This is a genomic window from Muricoccus nepalensis, assembly GCF_006438825.1.
GTDB classification, from domain to species: Bacteria; Pseudomonadota; Alphaproteobacteria; order Acetobacterales; family Acetobacteraceae; genus Roseomonas; species Roseomonas nepalensis.
Window position 1 is genome coordinate 47,643 of record NZ_RCZP01000021.1, and the last position, 22,461, is coordinate 70,103.

Sequence of the window (22,461 nt, forward strand, 5' to 3'; positions counted from 1 at the left end):
GATGGGGCGGGGCGCGTGTCCGGGGTGAAGGTCGGGGACGCGCGCCCGGTGCGGCGCGGGCGGGGCGCGGCCTATTGGCAGGCGGCGCCCTTCGCCCTCCTGTTCCTCCTCTTCTTCATCGTGCCGCTGGTGCTGACCGTCGCCGTCTCCTTCTGGCGCTTCGACGACTACGTGCTGACGCCCGAGCTCAACCTCGACGCCTACCGCGAGATGTTCGAGGGCTGCATCGACCGGCTGCCCTCGCTCTGCGTGACCTTTGCGACCTATCTCTCGACCCTTCGCTTCGCGCTGATGGCCTGGGCGGTGACCCTCGTGCTCGGCTTCGCCATCGCCTACTTCCTTGCCTTCCACGTGCGCAGCGTGCCCATGCAGATGGCGCTCTTCCTGCTGTGCACCGTGCCGTTCTGGACCTCCAACATCATCCGCATGGTGGCCTGGGTGCCGCTGCTCGGGCGGAACGGGCTCGTGAACCAGGCTTTGCAGGGTGTGGGCGCGACGGACGCGCCGCTGGACTGGCTGCTCTATTCGGAGTTCTCGGTCGTGCTCGCCTTCGTGCACCTCTACACGCTGTTCATGATGGTGCCGATCTTCAACTCCATGGCCCGGATCGACCGGTCCCTGCTCGAGGCGGCGCGCGATGCCGGGGCCTCGAGCTGGCAGACGCTGTGGAACGTGGTGATCCCGCTCTGCAAGCCCGGCATCGTCATCGGCTCGATCTTCGTGCTGACCATCGTGATGGGCGACTTCGTGACGGTGGGCATCATGGGCGGGCAGCAGATCGCCTCCATCGGCAAGGTGATCCAGGTGCAGATGAGCTACCTCCAGTTCCCCGTCGCCGCCGCCAACGCGGTGGTGCTGCTCGGCATCGTGCTGCTGATGATCTGGGCGCTGACGAAGCTGGTCGACATCCGGCGGGAGCTGTGATGAACCGCGACGGCGACCGCCGCCCGCCCGCCTTCTGGTGGCTCGCGGCCCTGTTCAGCCTTTTCGTCCTCTTCCTCTACGGGCCAATCCTCGCGATCGTCGTGCTCAGCTTCCAGGGACCCTCGGGCGGGCTCACCTTCCCGATGAACGGCGTCTCGACCTTCTGGTTCTCCAAGCTCTGGCAGGGCGTGGGCGTCGTGGACATCTGGGCGGCCTTCGGGCGCTCGCTCCGGCTCGGCGCGGTGGTGATGCTGCTGACGGTGCTGCTGGCGCTGCCGGCCGGGCTTGCCTTCCGCAAGCGCTTCGTCGGGCAGGGCGCCCTGTTCTACGTCGCGGTGGCAAGCCTGATCGTGCCCTCGATCGTGGTCAGCCTCGGCATCGGCCTCGAGTTCCGCATCATCGACGACGCCGTGAAGGCGCTGGCGGAGGGCACGGGATGGGGCTTCCTGCGGGGCTACGAGACCGCGGCCGGGCTCTACACCTCGGCGCTCGGCGCGCACCTGACCTGGACGCTGCCCTTCGGGCTGCTGATCCTCTTCGCCGTCTTCAACCGCTTCAACCCCGCCTACGAGGAGGCGGCGCGCGACCTCGGCGCAACGCCCGGGCGGACGCTGCGCCACGTCGTGCTGCCGATCATCGCACCCTCCCTCGTCGGCGTCGCGCTCTTCGGCTTCACCCTTTCCTGGGATGAGGTGGCGCGCACCAGCCAGGCGATCGGCGGCCGCAACACCCTGCCGCTGGAGCTGCAAGGGCTGACGACGACGGTGACGACGCCCGAGATCTACGCGCTCGGCACGGTCACCACGGGGCTGTCGCTCGCGGTGATCGGCGTCGCGCTCGCCGGCGTGATGATCCTGCGCCGGAGGAGGGCCGCGGCCTCGCGCTGAGGGCGCGGCGCGCTACTCCGCGGCGCGCGGCGGCCGAGGGTTCGACCGAGCGCCTCCGTCAGCCCTCCTGGCGCGCCAGGCGACGTGCCTGTCGGGACCGGCGGGCGTGCACCCGAACACCGGGGGTGCTGAGCGCCAGCGCTGCCGAACCCGGCAGGACCATGGCCAACAGCCAGCGCGTCCGTCTCGGTCATCCTGCTTTCTCGCCCCCCGCGGGCCGTCATCCCGCCGGGCGCCTCCCGTGCCAGGCGTCGTCCAGCAGGGCGCGGATGGCGGGGCGCTCCACCGGGCGGGGGTTCCAGTAGGGGTTGGCGGTGGCGAGGTCGGCGGCGCGGTCCAGCCCGTCCTCGGGCATGCCGAGCTCGCGCAGGGACAGCGGCGCGCCGAGCGAGGCGGCGAGGTCGAAGAGGCCGGTCGCTGCCTCCGGCGCGCCGAGCGCTCGGGCGACGCACGCCATCGCCTCGGGCGCGGCCGGGGCGTTAAAGGCGGCGGCGTGGGGCAGCACCACCGTGTGGGTCTGGGCGTGCGGCAGGTCGAAGGAACCGCCGAGCGTGTGGCAGAGCTTGTGGTGCAGCGACATGCCGACGGTGCCGAGGCAGACCCCGCAGGCCCAGGCGCCGAAGAGCGCGTCCGAGCGCGCCTCGCGGTCGCCGGGATCGGCCACGATTCGCGGCAGGGCACGGGCAAGGGCCGCGATGCCCTGCTCCGCCAGCGCCGCGGTGACGGGATTGCCGTCGCGCGCGTAGAGCGCCTCCACGGAATGCGCGATGGCGTTCATGCCGGACGTCGCGGAGAGCGCGGGCGGCAGGCTGAGCGTGAGGTCCACGTCGTAGAGGATGACCTCGGGCAGGACCTTCAGCGTGCGCTGCGTCGTCTTCCGCCCGCCCTCGGTCTCGCCGAGGATCGGCGTCGCCTCCGAGCCCGCGTAGGTGGTGGGGATGGCGATCTGCGGCAGGTCGGTGCGCAGCGCGATAGCCTTGCCGAGCCCGGTGGTGGAGCCGCCGCCCAGCGCCACCGTGCAGTCGGCGCCGGTCGCGCGCAGCGCCTCCATCGCGCGCGCCGTCACCTCCACCGGCGTGTGCATCGCGGCCTCCGCGAAGACCCCCGCCGAGAGAGGGCCGAGGCGGGCCGCGAGGGCCTCGGCCATGCCGCGCTGCTCGGGGGTGGAGAGCACGAGGGCGCGCCGGCAGCCGAGGGCCTCCACCTCCTCGCCGAGCCGGGCGAGGGTGCCGGCGCCGAAGATCACGCGCGCGGGCAGCGCCTCGTAGGTGAAGGGTCCCATCCTCGTCGTCTCCCCGGTGCTCTCGCCCGGCCGGTTCCCGGCCCGTCCGCGGCGGGGGATCATCGCGCCGCCGCGGCCGGGTTGCCAGAGGGGGCGCCCCGTTGCCAAGGCGCCGCGACTGGGGAAGGCTGGCCGCGAGGCGGCGCGGACCACCGGGGCCGGGAGACGCCACGGCGGCCGCACCGATCGGAGACCGACATGCCCCGTCCCTTCCATCTCGGCTGGTTCCTGCAGGGATCGAGCGTCCAGGCCTGGGGCGAGCCGTGGACGGGCGCGATCGGGCGGGACTGGATGCGGCCCGACCTCTTCACCGACATGGCCCGCGCGCTGGAGCGCGCGTGCTTCGACTACATCCTCGTCGAGGACAGCTCCTATGTCGGGGAGGCCTATGGCGGCTCGCGCGAGATCTATCTCCGCCACGGCCTCTCCGTGCCGCGGCAGGACCCCTCCATCGTGGCCACGCTGCTCTTCGCGGCGACGCAGCGGATCGGCGTCGCGACGACGCTCGCGACCTTCACCCACCACCCCTACCTTCTCGCGCGCATCATGGCGACGCTCGACCAGGTCTCCGCCGGGCGGGCCGGCTGGAACATGGTGACCGGCAGCAGCGACATGGCCGCCCGCAACCTCGGTCTGGACGGGCTGCCCGAGCATGACCTGCGCTACGACATGGCCGACGAGTACATGGCCTGCGTGAACGCGCTGTGGGATTCCTGGGAACCGGGCGCCATCCTGGCCGACACGGAGAGCGGCGTGCTGGTGGACCACGAGAAGGTCCACAGCGTCGACTTCAAGGGCCGTTGGTACAGCTCCCGCGGGCCGCTCAATTCCGGCCCCTGCATGCAGGGGCGGCCGGTGATCGCGCAGGCCGGCGGGTCACCGCGCGGGCGGCGCTTCGCGGCGACGCACGGCGAGACCGTGGTGGCGAATCCCAAGGGAATCGCCGCGATGAAGGCCTACCGCGACGACATCCGCGCCCTTGCGGCGGCGGCGGGGCGCGACCCTGACAGCATCAAGGTCCTGTTCCTCGTGAACCCCATCATCGGCGAGAGCGCGGAGCACGCGGAGATGCGCCGCCTGGAGCGGATCGCCGCCGCCGATCGCCGCATCGCGCAGCGGCTCGCGCATTTCAGCAAGGTGACGAACATCGATTTCTCGGGCTTCGACCTCGACCAGCCGATCGACGAGGGACTGCGCACCAACGGCCACCAGCAGAACCTCGACACCCTCAAGAGGATGGGCGCGGGCGGCAAGACGCTGCGCCAGGCCTTCACCGAGTACAGCGGCACGGGGCTCTCGGTCGACCTCTGCGGCACGGTGGACGCGGTGGCCGGGCAGATGGCGGAGGCGATGCAGGAGATCGGCGGCGACGGCTTCCTCTTCTCCATGGGCGATGTCAGCCGCCGCGTGGTGGCGGAGGTGGCGGACGGGCTCGTGCCGGCCCTCCAGGCGCGGGGCCTCGTGCGGCGTGCCTACGCGCACGCGACCTTCCGCGAGAACCTGCTGGAGTTCTGACCGATGGCAAGGCGCGCCGCATGACCCTCCTCCTGCCCCGCCGCGGCGTGCTGCGGGCCGGCCTGGCCGCGCCCGGCCTCGCGCTGCTCGGCCATCTTCCGGCGCGGGCGGCGGAGGATCCCTTCGCCCTCAGCGTGGCCTCCGGCGAGCCCAGGCCGGACTCGGTGGTGCTCTGGACGCGGCTGGCGACGCGCTGGCAGGGCGGCGGCATGGGCGAGGCACCCGTGCCGGTGGACTGGGTCGTGGCGCGGGACGAGGGGCTGCGCGACGTGGTGCGCCGCGGCCGAGCGGTGGCGGTGGCGGAGGACGCGCATTCCGTCCACGCCGAGGTCTTCGGGCTGGAGCCGGACCGGCCCTATTGGTACCGCTTCACCGCCCTCGGCGCCGTGACGGAGACGGCGCGCACGCGCACGGCGCCGCGGCCGGGCACCCTGCCGGCGCGGCTGCGCCTCGCGGTCGCGTCCTGCCAGCAATACGAGCAGGGCTACTACGCCGCCTACCGCCACATGCTCGCGGAGGATCCCGACCTCGTCGTCTTCCTCGGGGACTACATCTACGAGGCCTCCTGGGGGCGCAACCTCGTCCGCAGCCACGAGGGGCCGGGCGCGCGGGACCTGGCGGGCTACCGGGACCGCTACGCCCTCTACAAGACCGACCCCGACCTGCAGGCGATGCACCGCGCCTGCCCCTGGCTCGTCACCTGGGACGACCACGAGGTGAGCAACGACTACGCGGCCGACCGCGGCGAGGCGGAGGAGGGCGAGGCGTTCCTCGCGCGCCGGGCCGCGGCCTACAAGGCCTTCTGGGAGCACATGCCGCTCCCGGCCTCGGCGCGCCCGGACGGCCCCTTCGCGCGGATCTACCGGCGCGCGGGTTTCGGCGACCTCGCGGGGTTCCATCTCCTCGACGACCGGCAGCACCGCGCCTACCAGGCCTGCCAGCGCCCGGGGCGCGGGGGCGGCGGCTACGTCTCGCGCGAGGCCTGCGCGGAGCTGGACGACCCCTCGCGCTCCATGCTCGGGCAAGCGCAGGAATCCTGGCTGCGGGACGGGTTGCGCGAGGCGCGGGCGCGCTGGACGATCCTCGCGCAGCAGACCCGCATGGCGCGGCTCGGCACGGCGCGCACGCCCGTGACCTACTGGACGGACGGGTGGGACGGCTATCCCGCCGCGCGCGCCCGGCTGCTGGAGGAGCTGGCTGCGAGCGGCGCGCCGAATCCGCTCGTGATCGGCGGCGACATCCACGCGAACCTCGTCGCGGAGCTTCGGCCCGACTTCGACCGGCCGGAGGCGCCGGCGGTGGCGGTGGAGTTCACGGGCACCTCCATCACCAGCCAGGGACGGGCCTACCGCGAGACCTACGCGGCGGACCCGCACATCGCCTACGCGAATGGCAGCGCGCGCGGGTACCTCCTGATGACGTTGACGCCGGGCACGGCGACCACCGACCTGCGCGTCATCGGCGACGCCCGCGACCGCGACACGGGCATCGCCACGCAGCGGCGCTTCGTGGTGGAGGCCGGGCGCTCCGCCCTCCACCCGGGATAGTCAGGTCGCGGTGATGTTGTTCGCGCGCACCACCTCGCCCCAGAGGGCGTGGTCGCGGCGGACCATGGCGGCGAACTCCTCCGTCGTGCCGCTGCCGGGCTCGTCGCCCTGGGTGGTGATGCGCTCGCGCAGCGTCGCGTCCTGCAGCGCCGTGTTCTGCGCGGCGTAGACCTTGCGGATGATGTCGTCGGGCGTGCCCTTGGGGGCGAAGAGGCCGATCCAGGCGGTGAAGGTGAAGTCGTTCAGCCCCTGCTCGGCGGAGGTCGCGACGTCCGGGAAGGCGGGGGAGCGGTTGGCGCCGGTGACGAGGATGGCGCGGAGCTGCCCGGCCTTCACGAAGGGCGCCATAACGGAGGCGCCGTCGAACATCGCGCTGAAGCGGTTCGCGATGAAGTCCTGGATGGCGGGGCCACTGCCGCGGTAGGGCACGCTCTCCATCGTCGGGCTGCCGATGCGGCTGCGGAACAGCTCCATCGCGCAGTGGGAGAGGCTGCCGGCGGCGGCCGTGCCGTAGTTGATCCCGCCGCGCTGCGCCTTCACCCAGGCGGCGAATTCCTGGACGTTGGTGGCGGGCACCGAGGGGTGCACGCAGAGGACCATGGAGCTCTGCAGGGACAGCCCGATCGGCACCATGTCGAGCGGGTTGATGGTCATGTTCGGGAAGGTGTGCGGGTTGATCGCCATCGGGCTCGAGTTGCCCGCGAGCAGCGTGTAGCCGTCCGGCCGCGCGCGCATCACCGCCTCGGTGCCGAGGTTGCCGCCGGCGCCGCCGCGGTTCTCGATCACCACGGTCTGGCCGAGCGCGGTGCCCAGGCCGGGCTGCACCATGCGGGCCGCGAAGTCAGTCTGCCCGCCCGGCGGGAAGCCGACGACGAGGGTGATGGGGCGGCTGGGCCAGGGCGCCTGGGCGCGGGCGGCGATGGGAAGGGCGAGGCCCGCGCCCAGGCCCAGGCCGGCGCCAAGGGCGAGCCGGCGGGAGAGCGGGCGCGCCGCGGGGTTGTCAGGGCTCATCTCGTGGTTTCCTTCCCTCGCGCGCGGCCGTCGCGCGCCTGCCAGCCGGGGCTGGACTTCCTGGCAGAACGGTAATTTGGATCGATCCAATGGGCAAGGCTCGTGTCGGAGGAATCATGCCGCGGCGCCTCGTTGCAGGAAGCGCCCTGTTGCTCGTGTAACCGGCCCACGGTGCCGCGGCGCCGGCGTGGCCGCTCGGCGCCTTTTCCCGGCGGTGGGTGCCTTTCGCTGGATCGATCCAACCGTTAGCATGGCGGCGGGCGCAGGAAGCAGCCCGCGGAAGCAAGGGGAGTCGTCATGGTCAAGCTGCGCAGCCAGGCATGGTTCGACGATCCCCACGACCCCGGCATGACGGCGCTCTACCTCGAGCGCTACCTCAACTACGGCATCACGCGCGCCGAGCTCCAGTCCGGCCGTCCCATCATCGGCATCGCCCAGACCGGCAGCGACCTCGCGCCCTGCAACCGCCACCACCTGATGCTGGCCGAGCGCGTGAAGGCCGGCATCCGCGAGGCCGGCGGCATTCCCATGGAATTCCCGGTCCACCCGATCCAGGAGACGGGCAAGCGGCCGACGGCCGCGCTGGACCGCAATCTCGCCTATCTGGGCCTCGTGGAGGTGCTGTTCGGCTACCCGCTCGACGGCGTGGTGCTGACGACCGGCTGCGACAAGACGACGCCCGCCTGCCTCATGGCGGCGGCGACGGTGAACATGCCGGCTATCGTCCTCTCGGGCGGGCCGATGCTGGACGGGCATTGGAAGGGGCGGCTGGCCGGCAGCGGCACGATCATCTGGGAGGGGCGGCAGCGCCTGGCGGCCGGCGAGATCGACTACGGCGAGTTCATGGACATGGCCGCGGCCTCGGCGCCGAGCGTCGGCCACTGCAACACCATGGGCACCGCGCTCTCGATGAACTCGCTGGCGGAGGCGCTCGGCATGAGCATTCCGACCTGCGCCTCCATCCCCGCGCCCTACCGCGAGCGCGGGCAGATGGCCTACCGCACGGGGCTGCGCATCGTCGACATGGTGCGGGAAGACCTGACCCCGCGGAAGGTGATGACGAAGGAGGCCTTCGAGAACGCGATCCTCGTGGCGTCCGCCATCGGCGCCTCCACCAACGCGCCGCCGCACCTCATCGCCATCGCGCGCCATGTCGGCGTGGAGCTGTCGCTCGAGGACTGGCAGCGCGTGGGGCACGACGTGCCGATGCTCGTGAACTGCCAGCCGGCCGGCCAGTATCTCGGCGAGGCCTTCCACCGCGCGGGCGGCGTGCCCGCCGTCATGCGCGAGCTGCTCGACGCCGGGCTGCTGCGCGGCGGCGCGCTGAGCGTCACCGGCCGCACCGTCGCCGAGGAGATGGCTGGCGCGGAGTCGCAGGACCGCGACGTGATCCGCCCCTTCACCGAGCCCCTGATGACCGAGGCGGGCATGCTGGTGATGAGCGGGAACCTCTTCGACTCCGGCGTCATGAAGACGAGCGTCATCTCGCCCGAGTTCCGCGCCCGCTACCTCTCCAACCCGGATGACCTCGACGCCTTCGAGGGGCGCGCGATCGTCTTCGAGGGGCCGGAGGACTATCACCACCGGATCAACGAGCCCTCGCTGCAGATCGACGAAGGCTGCATCCTCTTCATCCGCAACTGCGGGCCGGTCGGCTATCCCGGCTCGGCGGAGGTGGTGAACATGCAGCCGCCGGACGAGCTGATCCGGCGCGGCGTGCACGCGCTGGCCTGCATCGGCGACGGGCGGCAGAGCGGCACCTCGGCCAGCCCCTCGATCCTCAACGTCTCGCCCGAGGCGGCGGCGGGGGGCAACCTCGCCATCCTCCACACCGGGGACCGCGTGCGGGTGGACCTGCCGAAGCGCCGCGTGGACCTGCTCGTCTCCGACGACGAGATCGCGGCGCGGCGCGCGGCCCTGCCGCCGCTGAAGCTGAACAACCAGACGCCCTGGCAGGCGCTCTACCGCGGGACCGTCGGGCAGCTCTCCACCGGGGCCTGCATGGAGGACACGGTGGCCTACCAGGACCTCGTGCACACGGCGGGCCTGCCGCGCAACTCGCACTAGCGCGGCATGCCCGCGCCCCCGCTTCCCGCCCGACGGGGCCGGCTCACGCTGCGCGAGGTCGCGGCGCGGGCGGGGGTGTCGCGGGCCACCGCCTCCCTCGTGCTGCGGGAGAGCCCGCTGGTGGCGGCGGAGACGCGGGCGCGGGTGCGGGCGGCGGTGGACGCGCTCGGCTACACCTACAACCGCGGCGCCGCGACGCTGCGCGCCCGCCGCTCGATGACGATCGGGCTGCTGGTGACAGAGCTGACCAATCCCTTCTTCGCCGAGCTTGCGCTGGGCGTGGACGCGGTGATGGACGCGGCGGGCTACGTCTCCTTCCTGGTGGGCACGGAGGAGTGCCTCGGCCGGCAGGAGCGCTTCCTCCGCCGCATGCGGGAGCAGGGGGTGGACGGCGTGGTGCTCTGCCCCGCCGCCGGCACCGCGCCCGAGCTGATCCGCCGGCTGCAGGAGTGGCGGATGCCCTGCGTGCAGGCCATGCGCCAGGTCCTGCCCGGCGCCGGCGAGGCGGAGGGCGACCACGCGGCGGCCGACAACCGCTTCGGGGTGGAGCAGGTGGTGGAGCACCTGGTCGGCCTCGGCCACCGGCGCATCGCCTATGTCGGGGGAGAGCTGAGCCACTCCGTCAGCCGCGCGCGCCGCGCGGGCTTCGAGGCCGCGATGCGTCGCCACGGCCTCGACACGGGCCCGCTGCTGAAGGGGCCGCCCACGCGCCACGCCGGCGCCGAGGCGATCGGTGCGCTGCTGGACGGGCCGCGGCCGCCGACGGCCGTGGTCTGCTTCAACGACCTCGTGGCCTTCGGCGTGATGCTGGGCCTCGAGCGCCGCGGCCTGCGCGCCGGGCGCGACATGGCCGTGACGGGCGTGGACGACCTGCCCGAGGCCGCGCTGCGCGAGCCCGGCCTGACCACCGTCGCCACCCTGCCGCGGCTGGTGGGGGAGGAGGCGGGACGGCTGCTGCTGCGCCGCATCGCCGATCCGGACCGCCCGCCGGAGCGGGTGATCTTGCCCGCGCGGCTGGTGGTGCGCGGCTCCTGCGGGGCGCGGGCCGCGCGGGAAGCGGGCGCGGTCCTCGAGGAGGCGGTTCCATGAGCGGTCCCCGCGTGGCCTGCCTCGGCGAGTGCATGATCGAGCTGCGCGAGCGCCCGGACGGGCTGCTGGCGCGCGCCTTTGGGGGCGACACGCTGAACACGGCCGTCTATCTCGCCCGCCTCGGCGCCGGCGTGGACTACGCGACGGCGCTGGGCGACGACGCGCACAGCGAGGCGATGGTCCGCGCCTGGGAGGAGGAGGGGGTCGGCACCGGCCTCGTGCTGCGCCTGCCCGGCCGGCTCCCCGGCCTCTACCTCATCCAGACCGACAGCCAGGGCGAGCGGCGCTTCTCCTACTGGCGCGACCAGGCGCCGGTGCGGCAGCTCTTCGAGCAGGCGGAGACGCCGCGGGTCGAGGCCGGGCTGGAGGCGGCGGGGCTCGTCTATCTCTCCGGCATCACCCTCTCCCTCTTTCGCGGCGCCGCCCGCGCGCGTCTCTTCGCGGTGCTGGAGGCGGTGCGCGCGCGGGGCGGCGCCGTCGCCTTCGACAGCAACTTCCGCCCCCGCGGCTGGCCGGACGCGGCGGAGGCCCGCGCCGCCTACGACCGCGCGATCGGCCTCAGCACCACGGTGCTGGCGGGGGTGGAAGACTTTACCCTCCTCGACGGCGCGGCGACGCCGGAGGGGCTGATCGCGCGCCTGCGCGCGGCGGGGGTCGGGGAGGTGGTGGTCAAGCTGGCCGAGCCCGGCTGCATCGTCGCCCCCGCCGGCCGCGAGACGCCGGTGCCCCCGCCCGCCCCGGTGAAGCCCGTGGACACCACCGGCGCGGGCGACAGCTTCGCCGCCGCCTACCTCGCCGCCCGCCTGCGCGGCGCCTCGCCCGAGGCGGCGGCGCTGGCCGGGCACCGCCTGGCGGGCGTCGTCGTCCAGCATCCCGGGGCCATCATCCCGCGCGAGGCCATGCCCGCCGGCATCCTGGTTCCCCCCAGCCCCCTGGAGCCCGCATGACCACGCCCAACCCGACGGCCGACCTCCTGCGCGCGGCGCGGATCGTGCCGGTGCTGACCATCCGCGACGCCGCCCAGGCCGTGCCGCTCGCCCGCGCGCTGGTGGCCGGCGGGGTGACCACGCTGGAGGTGACGCTGCGCACCGAGGCCGGCGCCAAGGCCGCCGAGGCCATCATGGCGGAAGTGCCGGGTGCGGTCGTCGGGCTGGGCACGGTGCTGGCCCGGCGCGACCTTCTCCTCGCGCGCCAGCTCGGCGTCACCTTCGCCTTCTCGCCGGGGGCCACGCCCGAGCTGCTGGACGCGGCGGCGGAGGACGGCATCCCCTTCGTGCCGGGCATCGCCACGGCCTCGGAGCTGATGGCCGCCGCCGCGCGCGGCTTCACGACGGTGAAGCTCTTCCCAGCCGCGCAGCTCGGCGGGATCGGCGCGCTGAAGGCGCTCGGCGCGCCCTTCCCCGAGGCGCGCTTCTGCCCCACGGGCGGCATCAGCGAGGAGGAGATGCGCGACTACCTCGCCCTGCCCAACGTGGTGGCGGTCGGCGGCTCCTGGCTGGCCCCGGCGGCCGAGGTGGCGGCGGGGGAGTGGGAGGCGATTGAGGCGCGGGCCCGGCGCTCCATGGAGCGGGCCGGCCCGCGGTAGGGGCCCCTTGCCCGCCCGCAGCTAAAGGGACCCGGCGTCGCCTTCCCCGGCGCGCGGCGGCCCGGAGGATCCCCGCTCCACCAGCGTGGGCGCCAGCACGACCGCGCCGGCCGGCGCGCCCTGGTGGATGCGGTCCAGCAGCAGCCGCGCGGCCCGGCGGCCCATCTCCTCGTGCGGGATGCGCACCGTGGTGAGCGGCGGCTCGATCATGTCCACGAGCGGCATGTCGTTGTGGCCGGTGACGGAGATCGCCGCGGGGATGCGGAGCCCGGCGCGGCGGCAGGCGTCGTAGGCCCCGAGCGCCAGGAGGTCGTTCGCGCAGGCCAGCGCCGTGACCCCCGGGCAGCGCGCGAGGAGGAGGGAGGCCGCGGCCTCGCCCTCGGCGCGGCCATAGGCGGTCGCGGCCTCGACCCAGCCCGGCGGGACCGGCAGCCCCAGCGCCGCCATCGCCTCCTCGAAGCCCTCCCGCCGCTGCAGGCCGGTCGAGAGGGGGGCGGGGCCGCCGACATGGGCGATGCGGCGGTGGCCGAGCGCGGCCAGGTGCCGCACGGCGAGCGCCATGCCCGCGCGGTCGTCGGATACGACGGCCGGAACCCCTTCCCCGCCGCTGCGGTTGATCAGCACGGCGGGCAGGCCGCGCGCGAGGCAGGCGGCGAGGGCGGGGTCGTCGCGCAGCGAGACGGTGGCCAGGAGCAGCCCGTCCACCCGCCGGGCGGCCAGCTCGGCCACGAACTCGGCCGCGCGCTCCGGGTCGTCCCCGGGGTCCGCGACGAGGAGGGCGTGGCCGTCCTCGGCCAGGGCGGCGGCGGCGGCGGCCAGGATCGGGGCAAAGACCGGGTTGGCGATGCCCGGCACGAGCGCGCCTACGAGGCGCGAGCGCCCGGTGCGGAGCGACATGGCCGCCGCGTCCGGCCGGTAGCCCAGCCGCGCCGCCGCCTCCTGCACCCGGCCGGCGGCGGGGGCGGCGACGAGGTGGCGGGTGGCGGGGTTGAGCGCGCGGGAGGCGGTCGAGGGGTGCACGCCCGCCTCGTCGGCCACGCGGCGCAGGTTCACCGAGCGGGGGGTTGGAGTCGTCATTGGCGGCAAGATAGCAGTTGCGCGCCCCGCATCAGCGCCTCTACAATCGATTGCAGAGAATTTGGGAGGGCGCTCCGTGATCATCAACGGCGAAGCCATGGTCACCCCGGCGGTGCTGGAGGCGATGGCCGGCACGAAGGACGAGCGGCTGCGGGAGGTCACCGCGGCCCTCGTCCGGCACCTGCACGCCTTCATCCGGGAGGTGCGGCCGAGCGAGGAGGAGTGGGAGTTCGGCGTGGATTTCCTCGGCCGCATCGGCCAGGCGAACAGCCCGACGCACAACGAGGGCGTGCTCTTCTCGGACGCGGTCGGGGTCTCCACGCTGGTGTGCCTGCTGAACAACGGGGCAGACGGCGCTACCGAGACGGCGGCGGCGCTGCTCGGGCCCTTCTGGCGGGACAACTCGCCGGCGGTGGAGGACGGCGGCAGCATCGTGCGCGGGCCGACGCCGGGGCCGAAGCTCTTCGCGAACTGCCAGGTGCTCTCGGGCGGGAAGCCGGTCGCGGGCGCGCGGGTGGATGTCTGGCACTCCTCGCCAGAGGGGGTCTACGAGAACCAGGACCCGGACATGGCCGACATGAACCTTCGCGGCCGCTTCACGACCGACGCGGAGGGGCGGTTCCGCTTCACCTCGGTCAAGCCCGCGGGCTACCCGGTGCCGACGGACGGCCCCACGGGCGACCTGCTGCGGGCCCAGGGGCGGCATCCCTTCCGCCCCGCCCACCTGCATTTCCTCGCCTACAAGCCCGGGCTGAAGACGCTCATCACCCAGGTCTTCGTCGATGACGACGAGCACCTGGAGAGCGACGTGGTCTTCGGCGTCACCCAGGCGCTGGTCGGCGGCTACGTGCGCGGCGAGGGGCCGGCGCCGGACGGGAGCGAGGGAGAGTGGTGGTCGCTCGACTACACCTTCCACATGGAGCCGGGTGATTCCCGCCTGCCGGTGCCCCCGATCCAATGAGCGCGCTGCAGGGAAAGACCGCCGTCATCCTCGGCGGCTCCGGCGGCATCGGCGCCGCGACGGCACGGGCGCTGGCCGGGGCGGGCGCCTCGGTCATCGTCAGCTACCGCGGCCGGGAGGCGGAGGCGCGCGCGCTGGTCGCCTCGCTGCCGGGGGAGGGCCACGACGCGCGCCCGGCCTCCATGGAGGACCGGGCCTCGATCGAGGCGCTGGCCGCGGACGTTGCGCGGAGCCACGGGCGCTGCGACGTGCTGGTGAACAGCGCGGGCTTCACCCGGGCCATTGCCCACGCCGACCTCGACGCGCTGGACGACGACTTCCTCGATTCCATGTGGCGCGTGAACTGGCGCGGGCCGCTCGCCGCCGTGCGGGCCTTCCGCCCGCTGCTCGAGACGTCCGAGGGGCTGGTCGTGAACATCTCCTCCATCGCGGGGCTGAACGGCTCGGGCTCGAACCTCGTCTACGCCGCGGTGAAGGCGGCGACGGACAGCCTGACGAAGTCCCTGGCGCGCGCGCTGGCGCCGGCGGTGCGGGTGATGTCGGTCTCGCCGGGCGTGGTGGAGACAGGCTTCGTGCCGGGGCGCGGGCCGGAGGCGAACGCGAAGCTCGCGCCCTCCATCCCGCTGAAGCGCGTGGCGCAGCCGGAGGACGTGGCGAACGCCGTCCTCGCCTGCGCGACGCTCCTGACCTATTCCACGGGATCGCTGATCCTCGTCGACGGAGGGCGTGCGCTGTGAGGTCCATTCGGGACGAGGTCTTCATCACCTGCGCGGTGACAGGCAACCTGACCACGCGCGAGCAGCACCCCGGGCTGCCGGTCACGCCCGAGGAGATCGCCGACGCCGCCCTGGCCGCGGCGGAGGAGGGCGCGGCGGTCGTGCACCTGCACGTGCGCGACCCCGCCACCGGCAAGCCGAGCATGGCGCTGGAATACTACCAGGACGTGGTCGCGCGCATCCGCGGCCGCAACAAGGACCTCATCATCAACCTCACCACCGGCCCCGGCGGCCGCTTCGTGGTGGGGGAGGAGGACCCGAAGGTGGCGGGCCCTGGCACGACGCTGACCACGCCGGAGATCCGAACGGCGCACGTCACCGCGCTCCGGCCGGACATCGCGACGCTCGACCTCAACACGATGAATTCCGGGCGCGAGGTGGTGATCAACACGCCGCGCAACGTCCGCCGCATGGCCGCCTTCCTGCGGGAGGCCGGGGCGGTGCCGGAGATCGAGCTCTTCAATTCCGGCGACATCGCCCTCATGCGCGACATGCTGGCCGATGGCAGCCTGGCCGCGCCCGCGCTCACCTCCTTCGTCATGGGCGTGAAGTACGGCTTCCAGCCCTCGCCGGAGACGGTGATCTACGCGCGCAACCTGCTGCCCGCGGACGCGCAGTTCACCGCCATCGGCATCGGCCGCAGCGCCTTCCCTATGGTCGCGCAGTCGGTCCTGGCGGGCGGCCACGCGCGCGTCGGGCTGGAGGACGCGACGATGATCGCGCGCGGCGTGCTCGCCCCCTCCAACGCCGCCATGGTCGAGAAGGCGCGGCGGATGGTGGAGGACCTCGGACCGCGCGTCATCGGCCCCGCCCGCGCGCGCGAAATCATCGGCCTGTCCTGAAGGGGCCCGCGACCATGTCAGCTTCCCTCAAGCCCCGGCGCCGCAGCGGCCCGGGACTGCGCATCGAGGCCAAGGCCGCGGGCCCGGCGGCGCTCGGCCTGACTCACGCCGACGTCTCGCCCGACCTGCCGCCCGGCTGGTGCCTGGTGGAGGTGGCGGCGGCGGGGGTGAACCCGTCCGACGTCAAGGCGCTGATGGGCGTCATGCCCAAGGCGGTGTTCCCGCGCACGCCGGGCCGCGACTTCGCAGGAAGCGTGGTGGAGGGCCCGGCCGAGATGATCGGGCGCGAGGTCTGGGGCTCCGGCGGCGATGTCGGCATCTCCCGCGACGGCAGCCACGCCAGCCTGCTCGCCCTGCCGCCGGACGCGATCTTCGCCAAGCCGCGCAACCTGTCGATGCGTGAGGCCGCGGCCACCGGCGTCCCCTTCGTCACGGCGGAGGTCGGTTTCCGCGAGGCGGGCGGCGTGAGGGCGGGGCAGGTGGTGCTCGTGCTCGGCGCCAACGGACGCGTGGGGCAGGCCGCCTGCCGGATCGCGCGGGCGGCCGGCGCGCGGGTCTTCGCGGGCGTGCGGCGGCCGGGCCTTTCGGTGGAGGGCGCGGAGGCCGTGCTCGACAGCGAGACGGGCGACGTGGCCGCGGCGGTCCGCGCGGCGACCGGCGGGCACGGCGCCGACCTCGTCTTCAACTGCGTCGGCTCGCCCTGGTTCGCGGCGGGCAACGCGGCCATGGCGCACGGGGCCACGCAGGTCTTCATCGCGACCCTCGACCGCGCCGTGCCCTTCGACATCTTTGCCTTCTACCGCGGGCAGCACCGCTACGTCGGCGTGGACACGCTGGCGCTCTCGGCCGCGGAGACGGGCGCGGTGCTGGAGGCGCTGCGGCCGGGCTTCGAGTCCGGCGCGCTGACGCCCTACGAGATCGAGCCCGACTTCGTCTTCCCCCTGGCCCGCGCGGAGGAGGCCTACCGCATCGTCCTCGGCGGCGCGCCCCAGCGCGTGCTGCTGGAGATGGGCGCGTGAACGTCACCCGCCTTGCCGACGCGCCGGCCTACGAGGCGCCCGGCCACTTCGACATGCGCATGCTGCGCCTGCAGGGCCGCGAGGCCGGGCCGGCGGAGAGCCTCTGGCTCGGCCTCTCCTGGCTGCTGCCAGGCGGGCGCACCACGCTCGATGCCTCCCCGGTGGAGAAGCACTACGTCGTGGTGGAGGGGGAGCTCACGATCGTCGCGGAGCGCGACGGCGTGCGGGAGGAGGCGACGCTCGCGCGGCTCGACTCCTGCCGCATCGCGCCGGGCGAGGGACGGCAGCTCGAGAACCGGACGAACCGGCCAGCGGCCGTGGTCCTGGCCATGCCCTTCGCGCCGCCGGGCTGAACGAGAACAACGGAGGAAAGAAGATGAACATCCGGTCCATCGCCACCCGCCTGGCGGGCGGCCTCGCGGCGGTGCTGCTTTCCCTGCCGGTTTCCCTGCCGGGCGCCCAGGCCCAGGGCCGCTTCCCCGACCGCACCATCACCATCATCGTGCCCTTCGCGGCCGGTGGCCCGACCGACGTGGTGGCGCGGCAGCTCGGCGAGGCCATGGGGCGCGACCTCGGCGTCTCCGTCGTGTCCGAGAACGTGACGGGCGCGGGCGGCACCATCGGCGGGCAGCGCGTCGCGCAGGCACGGTCGGACGGCTACACGCTGCTGCTCGGCAACATCGGCGTCGCGACGGCGCCGAGCCTCTACCGCAACCTGCCCTACGACGTGCTGAAGTCCTTCGACACGGTGGGCCTCATCACGCCCGTGCCGATGACGCTCGTCGCGCGCCCGAACATCCCGGCGGCGAACCTTCCGGAGCTGGTGGCCTGGCTGAAGCGGCCGGGGGCGGAGGTGAACATCGGCCATGCCGGGCTCGGCTCGGCCAGCCATCTCTGCGCGACGCTGCTGCGCTCGCTGCTGCAGACGCCGATGACGCCGATCGCCTTCCGCGGCACGGCGCCGATCATGACGGAGCTGATGGCGGGGCGGCTGGACCTGACCTGCGACCAGACCACCAACACCGTGCCCTACATCCAGGACAACCGGGTCCGCGCCTTCGCCACCACCACCGACCAGCGGCTGGCCGCCCTGCCCAACCTGCCCACGGCGGCGGAGGGCGGGCTGCCCGGGCTGACCGTCACGGTGTGGCACGGCTTCTACGTGCCCGCCGGCACGCCGCGCCCGGTGATCGACCGCCTTTCCCAGGCGCTCCGCACGGCGTTGGCGGACGAGAAGGTGGTGACCCGCTTCGCGGAACTCGCCACCACGCCGGAGCCGGCCGACCGCGCGACGCCGGAGGCGCACCGCGCGCTGCTGGAGGCCGAGGTAGCCCGCTGGCGCCCGATCATCCAGTCCGCCGGCGAGTACGCCGACTGATCCCAGCGTGTCGTCAAGGAGCCGCGGGCCGCGCCCGCCCGCGGTTCCGCTTCAACGAAGGGCGCCGGAGAACGCGTCCATGATCCCGTCCCGCCGCTCGCTGCTCGGCGCCGTGCCCGCGGCCACCCTCGCCGCCAGCCTTCCCGCCGCCGCCCAGGCGCCCGCGGCCGACCCGTCGCGGCCGGTGCTGATCCGTGGTGCCACGGTCCTGACGATGGATCCCGCCGTGCCCGACCTGCCCGTGGGCGACATCCTGGTGCGCGACGGCGCCATCGCGGCCGTGGGGCGCGACCTGACGCCGCCGGAGGGCACGCAGGTGGTGGACGGCGCGGGGCGCATCGCCATCCCCGGGCTGGTGAACGCGCATATCCATCTTGGCCAGGCGCTGCAGCGGGGTATGTCGGGCGACCAGACGCTCGGACAGTATTTCGGCACGGTGGTCGCCCGCCGCTCCTCGCGGCTGACGGCCGACGACCTGCGCGCGGCGGACTACGCGGGCTCGCTGGAGCTTCTCTCGGCCGGCGTCACCACCGTGGTGGACTGGAGCCGCGAGACCACCAGCTCCGCCCACGCCGACGCCGCGCTGGACGCCTTCGAGAACGCGGGCATCCGCGCCGTCTTCGCCTATGGGCTGGCGGGGTCGGGGGCGGGCAGCACCACCAGCGCGAACAGCCCCGAGGCCGTGGCCGCCGATATCCGCCGGCTGCGCGCGGGCCGGCTGGCCTCGCCCGGTCGGGTGCGGCTGGCGCTGGCCATGCGCGGGCCGGACTTCTCCTCGCTGGAGGAGACCGAGAGCGACCTTCGCCTCGCGCGCGACCTCGACCTGCTCGTGCAGTTCCACGCGGGCGCGCCGGTCTACGCCGAGCGCAAGCGGCGCAGCATCGCGCTCCTGCACGAGAAGGGTCTGCTGAACCCGCGCATCAGCCTCGCCCACGCGAACGACCTCGACGAGGACGAGTACAAGATGCTGGCGGACGCCGGCGGCAGCACCGTCTCCACGCCGGAGGTGGAGATGCAGATGGGCCACGGCTTCCCCGCGGCGCCGCGCATGCAGCGGGCGGGCGGTGTGGTGGGCCTCGGCAGCGACATCTCGGCGGGCGTGGGCGGGGACGTCTTCACCCAGGCGCGCATCGCGCTCGCCGCCGCGCGCGGGCTGGCGAACGCGGAGGCCTTGCGGGCCGGGGCGCCGCTGCGGGCGGTGGCCTTCACCACGCGCCAGGCGCTTGGCTGGGCGACGCTCGGCGGCGCGCGGGCGGCGGGGCTGGGGGAGGTGACGGGCAGCCTGACGCCGGGCAAGCGGGCCGACGTCGTGCTGCTGCGCGCCGACGGGGTCGGCACCTCGCCGGTGCTCGATCCCGTGTCCTCCGCGCTGATGCAGTGCGGCGCCGCGGCCGTGGACTTCGTGATGGTGGACGGGCGCGTGCTGAAGCGCGACGGGCGGCTGGTCCACGCGGACGCCGAGGCTGCCGCCGCGGAGGCGCGGCGCCGGGCGGCGGGGCTGGAGGCGCGGGCGGCGGGCTGACCGCCCTTCGTTCACCCAGCCCTAGTTCACCCGGCCGAGCAAGCCGCGCGCGATGACCTGCGCCTGGATCTCGGCCGCGCCCTCGAAGATCGAGAGGATGCGGGCGTCGCAGAGCACGCGCGAGATCGGGTATTCCAGCGCGTAGCCGTTGCCGCCGTGGATCTGCAGCGCCGCGTCGGCGTTGGCGAAGGCGACGCGGGCCGCCAGCAGCTTGGCCATGCCGGCCTCCACGTCGCAGCGCCGGCCGGCGTCCTTCTGCCGGGCGGCGAAGTAGGAGAGCTGGCGGGCCATCATCGTCTCGGCCGCCATCCAGGCGATCTTCGCGTGCACGCGGGGGAAGGCGAGGATGGGCTTGCCGAACTGCGCGCGGCTGTTGGCGTAGGCCGCGCCGAGCTCGAGCGCGTTCTGCGCGACGCCAAGGGCGCGGGCGGCGGTCTGGATGCGCGCGCTCTCGAAGGTCTCCATGAGCTGCTTGAAGCCCTGGCCCTCCACCCCGCCCAGCAGCGCGGAGGCGGGCACCTCGAAGCCGTCGAAGCCGATCTCGTACTCCCGCATGCCGCGGTAGCCGAGAACGTGGATCTCCGCGCCGCTCATGCCGGGGGCGGGGAAGGGGTTCTCCTCCGTGCCGCGGGGCTTCTCGGCCAGCAGCATGGAAAGGCCCTTGTAGCCCGAGCCGGGCGCGCCGGTGCGGACAAGCAGCGTCATCAGGTCCGAGCGCGAGCCGTGGGTGATCCAAGTCTTGGCGCCGTGGATGCGGTAGGTGTCGCCCTCCCGCACCGCGCGCGTCCGCAGGCTGCCGAGGTCGGAGCCGGTGTCGGGCTCGGTGAAGACGGCGGTGGGCAGGATCTCGCCCGAGGCGATGAGGGGCAGCCAGCGCGCGCGCTGCTCCTCCGTGCCGCCGAGGCGGATCAGCTCGGCCGCGATCTCCGAGCGCGTGCCGAGCGAGCCGACGCCGAGATAGGCGCCGGAAAGGGCCTCCGAGACGAGGCACATGGCGACCTTGCCGAGGCCGAGGCCGCCGAATTCCTCGGGCACCGTCAGGCCGAAGACGCCCATCTCCGCCAGTTTCCCGACCACGGGCAGGGGGATGAGGGCGTTGTCGCGGTGCCATTCCTGGGCACGGGGGGCGACCTCGGCGGCGGCGAAGCGGAGGAACTCGCCCCGCACGGCCTCCATCGCCTCGTCCTCCAGGGCGAGATCGCCGAAGCGGCCCTCCGTGACGGCCGTGGCCAGCGAGAGGCGCGCGGCGTCGAGGGCGGCGGGATCGGAAAGCGCGCGCAGGCCGTGGCGGGCGGCGTCGAGCGCGGCGTCCGGCACGCCCATGTCGCCGGGGCGGACGATCTCGGCCTGGCTCATGGGGATGCCGCCGAGAAGCTGCTCCCCGTACTCCGCAAAGCCGAGGCGGAGGATGGCGCCCTCCGCCTCGCCCAGCCGGCCCGCCTCCCGCAGGCGGCGGGCCCAGGCGAGGGACTGGCGCAGCGCCTCCACGTAGGTCGCCTGCCAGGCGAGGCCGTGGGCGGCGAACTGGGCCGCCTCCAGCCGGGCGGGGTCAGGGCGGCCGTCCGGGGCGAGGCGCGCCGCGAGGGCGGCCCGCGTCGCGTCGTGCAGGCGCTCGGCCGCGTCCAGCACGGCGGCGCAGCCATCGACCAGCGCGGGGGCGGGGTGGTCCAGCATGGGGCGTCTCCTCGGCAACCGGTTTCGCGATGGGCCCTATGTGGGGCCGGCGATGGTGCCCGCATCGTGCAGCCGGCCGATGGCGGCGGTCGAGAGGCCCAGCACCTCCGCCAGCACCGCCTCCGTGTCCTGGCCCAGCACCGGGGCGGCGGCGGGTTCGGGGCGGGGGTTGGAGGAGAAGGCGAGGGGGACGCCCGGGGCCAGGACGGGGCCGGCGCCGGGCTGGTCCACGGTGGCGAAGAGGGGGTTGGCGGGGGAGCAGCGGGGGTCCTCCGCCAGGAGCTGGCCGAAGTCCTGGTAGGGGCCCCAGAGGACGCCGCTGCCCTCGAAGGCGGCGGCCACCTCGGGGAGGGTGCGGGCGGCGAACCAGGGCTCCAGCACGGCGGCGATGGCGCGGCGGGCGGCGAAGCGGCCGCCTTCGGTGGAGAGGTCCACGTCGAGCAGGGGGCCGATCATCGCCAGCTTCTCCGCGAGGCCGGTGGCCTTGCCGATGGCGCGCCACTGGCGCTCGGAGATGGCGACGAGCATGGCGCGGCGGCCGTCCGCCGTCTCGAAGTCGCGGCCGAGCGCGCCGTAGAGCTCGTTGCCCATGGGCGGGCGCACCGTGCCGTTCACCGCGACGTCGGCGAGGTAGCCGAGGTTGCCGACGCTCGCCAGCATCACGTCGGACAGGGCCAGCGTCACCTCGCGGCCCTGCCCGTCCCGGCGACGGGCGCGCTCGGCCGCGAGAAGGCCGGTGGAGAGGTAGAGGCCGGCGGCGATGTCCCAGGCCGGCAGGACGTGGTTCACGGGCTCGCCGCCGCGGCCGGTGGCCATGGGGAAGCCGCTGGCGCAGTTCACGGTGTAGTCCACCGCGCCGGTGCCGTCGTGGTTGCCGGTCAGGCGCAGCATGATGAGGTCCTCCCGCGCCTTGCGGAGCTCGTCGAAGCCCATCCAGCCGCTGGCGGGCAGGTTGGTGAGGAGGATGCCCGCCTCCTCGCCCGGCGCGGCGATCAGGGCGCGCGCGATCTCGCGGCCCTCGGGCGTGTTGAGGGCGAGCGCGACGGAGCGCTTCCGCTTGTTCAGGCTCGCCCAGTAGAGGCTGGTGCCGGAGGGGGCGAGGGGCCAGCGGCGGAGGTCGATGTTGCCGCCGATGGGGTCGATGCGGATGACCTCGGCGCCCATCTGCGCCAGCGTCATGCCGCCGATGGGGGCGGCGATGAAGGCGGAGACCTCCACGATTCGCAGGCCGTGAAGGATGGGATGGGTCATCGCGGGCACTCGCCGGAGGGGGAGGACGGCATAGCGCGGCTCGGCCCGCCGCGG

20 protein-coding genes are annotated in these 22,461 nt (G+C 74.0%); 15 read left to right on the plus strand and 5 right to left on the minus strand.

Translation table 11 applies throughout. The annotated features are described in order from the left end of the window. Window positions 1-15: 15 nt before the first annotated feature. Entirely contained in the window at window positions 16-924 is a 909-nt protein-coding gene (locus EAH89_RS18615) for an ABC transporter permease (RefSeq protein WP_241667094.1), read from the plus strand. Further along, entirely contained in the window at window positions 924-1,811 is an 888-nt protein-coding gene (locus tag EAH89_RS18620; protein ID WP_140885214.1) for an ABC transporter permease, read from the plus strand. The genes EAH89_RS18615 and EAH89_RS18620 overlap by 1 nt, the downstream gene beginning before the upstream one ends. Before the next feature lie 220 nt (window positions 1,812-2,031). Here the strand turns inward: EAH89_RS18620 and EAH89_RS18625 are convergent, their stop codons facing one another. Beyond that, a complete protein-coding gene (locus tag EAH89_RS18625) occupies window positions 2,032-3,093 on the minus strand; it encodes a maleylacetate reductase (RefSeq protein ID WP_140885215.1) in 1,062 nt (353 codons plus the stop codon). A 198-nt stretch (window positions 3,094-3,291) separates the two neighbouring features. Here EAH89_RS18625 and EAH89_RS18630 point away from each other — a divergent pair, with 198 nt between their 5' ends. Next, window positions 3,292-4,608: an NtaA/DmoA family FMN-dependent monooxygenase gene (locus tag EAH89_RS18630; protein ID WP_140885216.1), complete on the plus strand. Its 1,317-nt coding sequence runs from the start codon at window positions 3,292-3,294 to the stop codon at window positions 4,606-4,608. 20 nt (window positions 4,609-4,628) lie between these two features. After that, window positions 4,629-6,155, plus strand: a complete 1,527-nt coding sequence (locus EAH89_RS18635; RefSeq protein ID WP_140885217.1) for an alkaline phosphatase D family protein — start codon at window positions 4,629-4,631, stop codon at window positions 6,153-6,155. On the opposite strand, the gene EAH89_RS18640 is transcribed toward EAH89_RS18635, so the two are convergent. Continuing rightward, window positions 6,156-7,166, minus strand: coding sequence for a Bug family tripartite tricarboxylate transporter substrate binding protein (locus EAH89_RS18640; RefSeq protein WP_140885218.1), 1,011 nt, complete (start codon window positions 7,164-7,166; stop codon window positions 6,156-6,158). It abuts the gene before it with no gap. A 297-nt stretch (window positions 7,167-7,463) separates the two neighbouring features. Here EAH89_RS18640 and EAH89_RS18645 point away from each other — a divergent pair, with 297 nt between their 5' ends. The 4 genes from EAH89_RS18645 to eda are packed head-to-tail and all read left to right on the plus strand — an operon-like array spanning window position 7,464 to window position 11,907. Further along, window positions 7,464-9,233 carry an IlvD/Edd family dehydratase gene (locus EAH89_RS18645; protein ID WP_140885219.1) on the plus strand — a complete coding sequence of 590 codons (1,770 nt, stop codon included), beginning with the start codon at window positions 7,464-7,466 and terminating at the stop codon, window positions 9,231-9,233. A gap of 6 nt (window positions 9,234-9,239) precedes the next feature. Beyond that, window positions 9,240-10,322, plus strand: a complete 1,083-nt coding sequence (locus tag EAH89_RS18650) for a LacI family DNA-binding transcriptional regulator (RefSeq protein ID WP_140885220.1) — start codon at window positions 9,240-9,242, stop codon at window positions 10,320-10,322. After that, window positions 10,319-11,269: a sugar kinase gene (locus EAH89_RS18655; RefSeq protein WP_140885221.1), complete on the plus strand. Its 951-nt coding sequence runs from the start codon at window positions 10,319-10,321 to the stop codon at window positions 11,267-11,269. The genes EAH89_RS18650 and EAH89_RS18655 overlap by 4 nt, the downstream gene beginning before the upstream one ends. Beyond that, window positions 11,266-11,907, plus strand: coding sequence for a bifunctional 4-hydroxy-2-oxoglutarate aldolase/2-dehydro-3-deoxy-phosphogluconate aldolase (gene eda, locus EAH89_RS18660; protein ID WP_140885222.1), 642 nt, complete (start codon window positions 11,266-11,268; stop codon window positions 11,905-11,907). The genes EAH89_RS18655 and eda overlap by 4 nt, the downstream gene beginning before the upstream one ends. Window positions 11,908-11,928: 21 nt before the next feature. Here eda and EAH89_RS18665 read toward each other — a convergent pair whose 3' ends face one another. Continuing rightward, window positions 11,929-12,984 (minus strand): LacI family DNA-binding transcriptional regulator, encoded by a 1,056-nt coding sequence (locus tag EAH89_RS18665; RefSeq protein WP_140885223.1) that lies wholly within the window; start codon window positions 12,982-12,984, stop codon window positions 11,929-11,931. 76 nt (window positions 12,985-13,060) lie between these two features. On the opposite strand from EAH89_RS18665, the gene EAH89_RS18670 reads away from it, so the two are divergent. The 7 genes from EAH89_RS18670 to EAH89_RS18700 all read left to right on the plus strand — a co-directional run bounded on the left by EAH89_RS18670 (window position 13,061) and on the right by EAH89_RS18700 (window position 19,482). Further along, window positions 13,061-13,945, plus strand: a complete 885-nt coding sequence (locus EAH89_RS18670; RefSeq protein ID WP_194152348.1) for a dioxygenase family protein — start codon at window positions 13,061-13,063, stop codon at window positions 13,943-13,945. Then, window positions 13,942-14,682, plus strand: a complete 741-nt coding sequence (locus EAH89_RS18675; protein ID WP_140885224.1) for an SDR family NAD(P)-dependent oxidoreductase — start codon at window positions 13,942-13,944, stop codon at window positions 14,680-14,682. Before EAH89_RS18670 ends, EAH89_RS18675 begins: the two co-directional genes overlap by 4 nt. Continuing rightward, the gene (locus EAH89_RS18680) at window positions 14,679-15,563 is read left to right on the plus strand and encodes a BKACE family enzyme (protein WP_206667603.1); all 885 of its coding nucleotides are present in this window, start codon (window positions 14,679-14,681) and stop codon (window positions 15,561-15,563) included. Before EAH89_RS18675 ends, EAH89_RS18680 begins: the two co-directional genes overlap by 4 nt. 14 nt (window positions 15,564-15,577) lie before the next feature. Further along, window positions 15,578-16,582 carry a quinone oxidoreductase family protein gene (locus EAH89_RS18685; RefSeq protein ID WP_140885225.1) on the plus strand — a complete coding sequence of 335 codons (1,005 nt, stop codon included), beginning with the start codon at window positions 15,578-15,580 and terminating at the stop codon, window positions 16,580-16,582. Beyond that, entirely contained in the window at window positions 16,579-16,935 is a 357-nt protein-coding gene (locus EAH89_RS18690; protein WP_140885226.1) for a cupin domain-containing protein, read from the plus strand. Before EAH89_RS18685 ends, EAH89_RS18690 begins: the two co-directional genes overlap by 4 nt. 23 nt (window positions 16,936-16,958) lie before the next feature. Beyond that, window positions 16,959-17,960 carry a tripartite tricarboxylate transporter substrate-binding protein gene (locus EAH89_RS18695; RefSeq protein WP_140885227.1) on the plus strand — a complete coding sequence of 334 codons (1,002 nt, stop codon included), beginning with the start codon at window positions 16,959-16,961 and terminating at the stop codon, window positions 17,958-17,960. Window positions 17,961-18,039: 79 nt separating this feature from the next. Beyond that, the gene (locus EAH89_RS18700; RefSeq protein ID WP_140885228.1) at window positions 18,040-19,482 is read left to right on the plus strand and encodes an amidohydrolase family protein; all 1,443 of its coding nucleotides are present in this window, start codon (window positions 18,040-18,042) and stop codon (window positions 19,480-19,482) included. Between the two features lie 21 nt (window positions 19,483-19,503). Here the strand turns inward: EAH89_RS18700 and EAH89_RS18705 are convergent, their stop codons facing one another. Then, window positions 19,504-21,156 carry an acyl-CoA dehydrogenase family protein gene (locus EAH89_RS18705; protein WP_140885229.1) on the minus strand — a complete coding sequence of 551 codons (1,653 nt, stop codon included), beginning with the start codon at window positions 21,154-21,156 and terminating at the stop codon, window positions 19,504-19,506. A 36-nt stretch (window positions 21,157-21,192) separates the two neighbouring features. After that, on the minus strand, window positions 21,193-22,407 hold the full coding sequence (locus EAH89_RS18710) for a CoA transferase (RefSeq protein WP_140885230.1): 1,215 nt from the start codon (window positions 22,405-22,407) through the stop codon (window positions 21,193-21,195). Window positions 22,408-22,461 lie beyond the last annotated feature (54 nt).

What these genes read in the sequence shown, in the direction of transcription:
- EAH89_RS18665 (WP_140885223.1), bottom strand. Translation starts at nt 12,984, where the DNA reads ATGACGACTCCAACCCCCCGCTCGGTGAACCTGCGCCGCGTGGCCGAC.
- EAH89_RS18620 (WP_140885214.1), top strand. Translation starts at nt 924, where the DNA reads ATGAACCGCGACGGCGACCGCCGCCCGCCCGCCTTCTGGTGGCTCGCG.
- EAH89_RS18700 (WP_140885228.1), top strand. Translation starts at nt 18,040, where the DNA reads ATGATCCCGTCCCGCCGCTCGCTGCTCGGCGCCGTGCCCGCGGCCACC.
- EAH89_RS18645 (WP_140885219.1), top strand. Translation starts at nt 7,464, where the DNA reads ATGGTCAAGCTGCGCAGCCAGGCATGGTTCGACGATCCCCACGACCCC.
- EAH89_RS18710 (WP_140885230.1), bottom strand. Translation starts at nt 22,407, where the DNA reads ATGACCCATCCCATCCTTCACGGCCTGCGAATCGTGGAGGTCTCCGCC.
- EAH89_RS18655 (WP_140885221.1), top strand. Translation starts at nt 10,319, where the DNA reads ATGAGCGGTCCCCGCGTGGCCTGCCTCGGCGAGTGCATGATCGAGCTG.
- EAH89_RS18650 (WP_140885220.1), top strand. Translation starts at nt 9,240, where the DNA reads ATGCCCGCGCCCCCGCTTCCCGCCCGACGGGGCCGGCTCACGCTGCGC.
- EAH89_RS18640 (WP_140885218.1), bottom strand. Translation starts at nt 7,166, where the DNA reads ATGAGCCCTGACAACCCCGCGGCGCGCCCGCTCTCCCGCCGGCTCGCC.
- EAH89_RS18635 (WP_140885217.1), top strand. Translation starts at nt 4,629, where the DNA reads ATGACCCTCCTCCTGCCCCGCCGCGGCGTGCTGCGGGCCGGCCTGGCC.
- EAH89_RS18685 (WP_140885225.1), top strand. Translation starts at nt 15,578, where the DNA reads ATGTCAGCTTCCCTCAAGCCCCGGCGCCGCAGCGGCCCGGGACTGCGC.
- EAH89_RS18695 (WP_140885227.1), top strand. Translation starts at nt 16,959, where the DNA reads ATGAACATCCGGTCCATCGCCACCCGCCTGGCGGGCGGCCTCGCGGCG.
- EAH89_RS18630 (WP_140885216.1), top strand. Translation starts at nt 3,292, where the DNA reads ATGCCCCGTCCCTTCCATCTCGGCTGGTTCCTGCAGGGATCGAGCGTC.
- EAH89_RS18705 (WP_140885229.1), bottom strand. Translation starts at nt 21,156, where the DNA reads ATGCTGGACCACCCCGCCCCCGCGCTGGTCGATGGCTGCGCCGCCGTG.
- eda (WP_140885222.1), top strand. Translation starts at nt 11,266, where the DNA reads ATGACCACGCCCAACCCGACGGCCGACCTCCTGCGCGCGGCGCGGATC.
- EAH89_RS18675 (WP_140885224.1), top strand. Translation starts at nt 13,942, where the DNA reads ATGAGCGCGCTGCAGGGAAAGACCGCCGTCATCCTCGGCGGCTCCGGC.
- EAH89_RS18625 (WP_140885215.1), bottom strand. Translation starts at nt 3,093, where the DNA reads ATGGGACCCTTCACCTACGAGGCGCTGCCCGCGCGCGTGATCTTCGGC.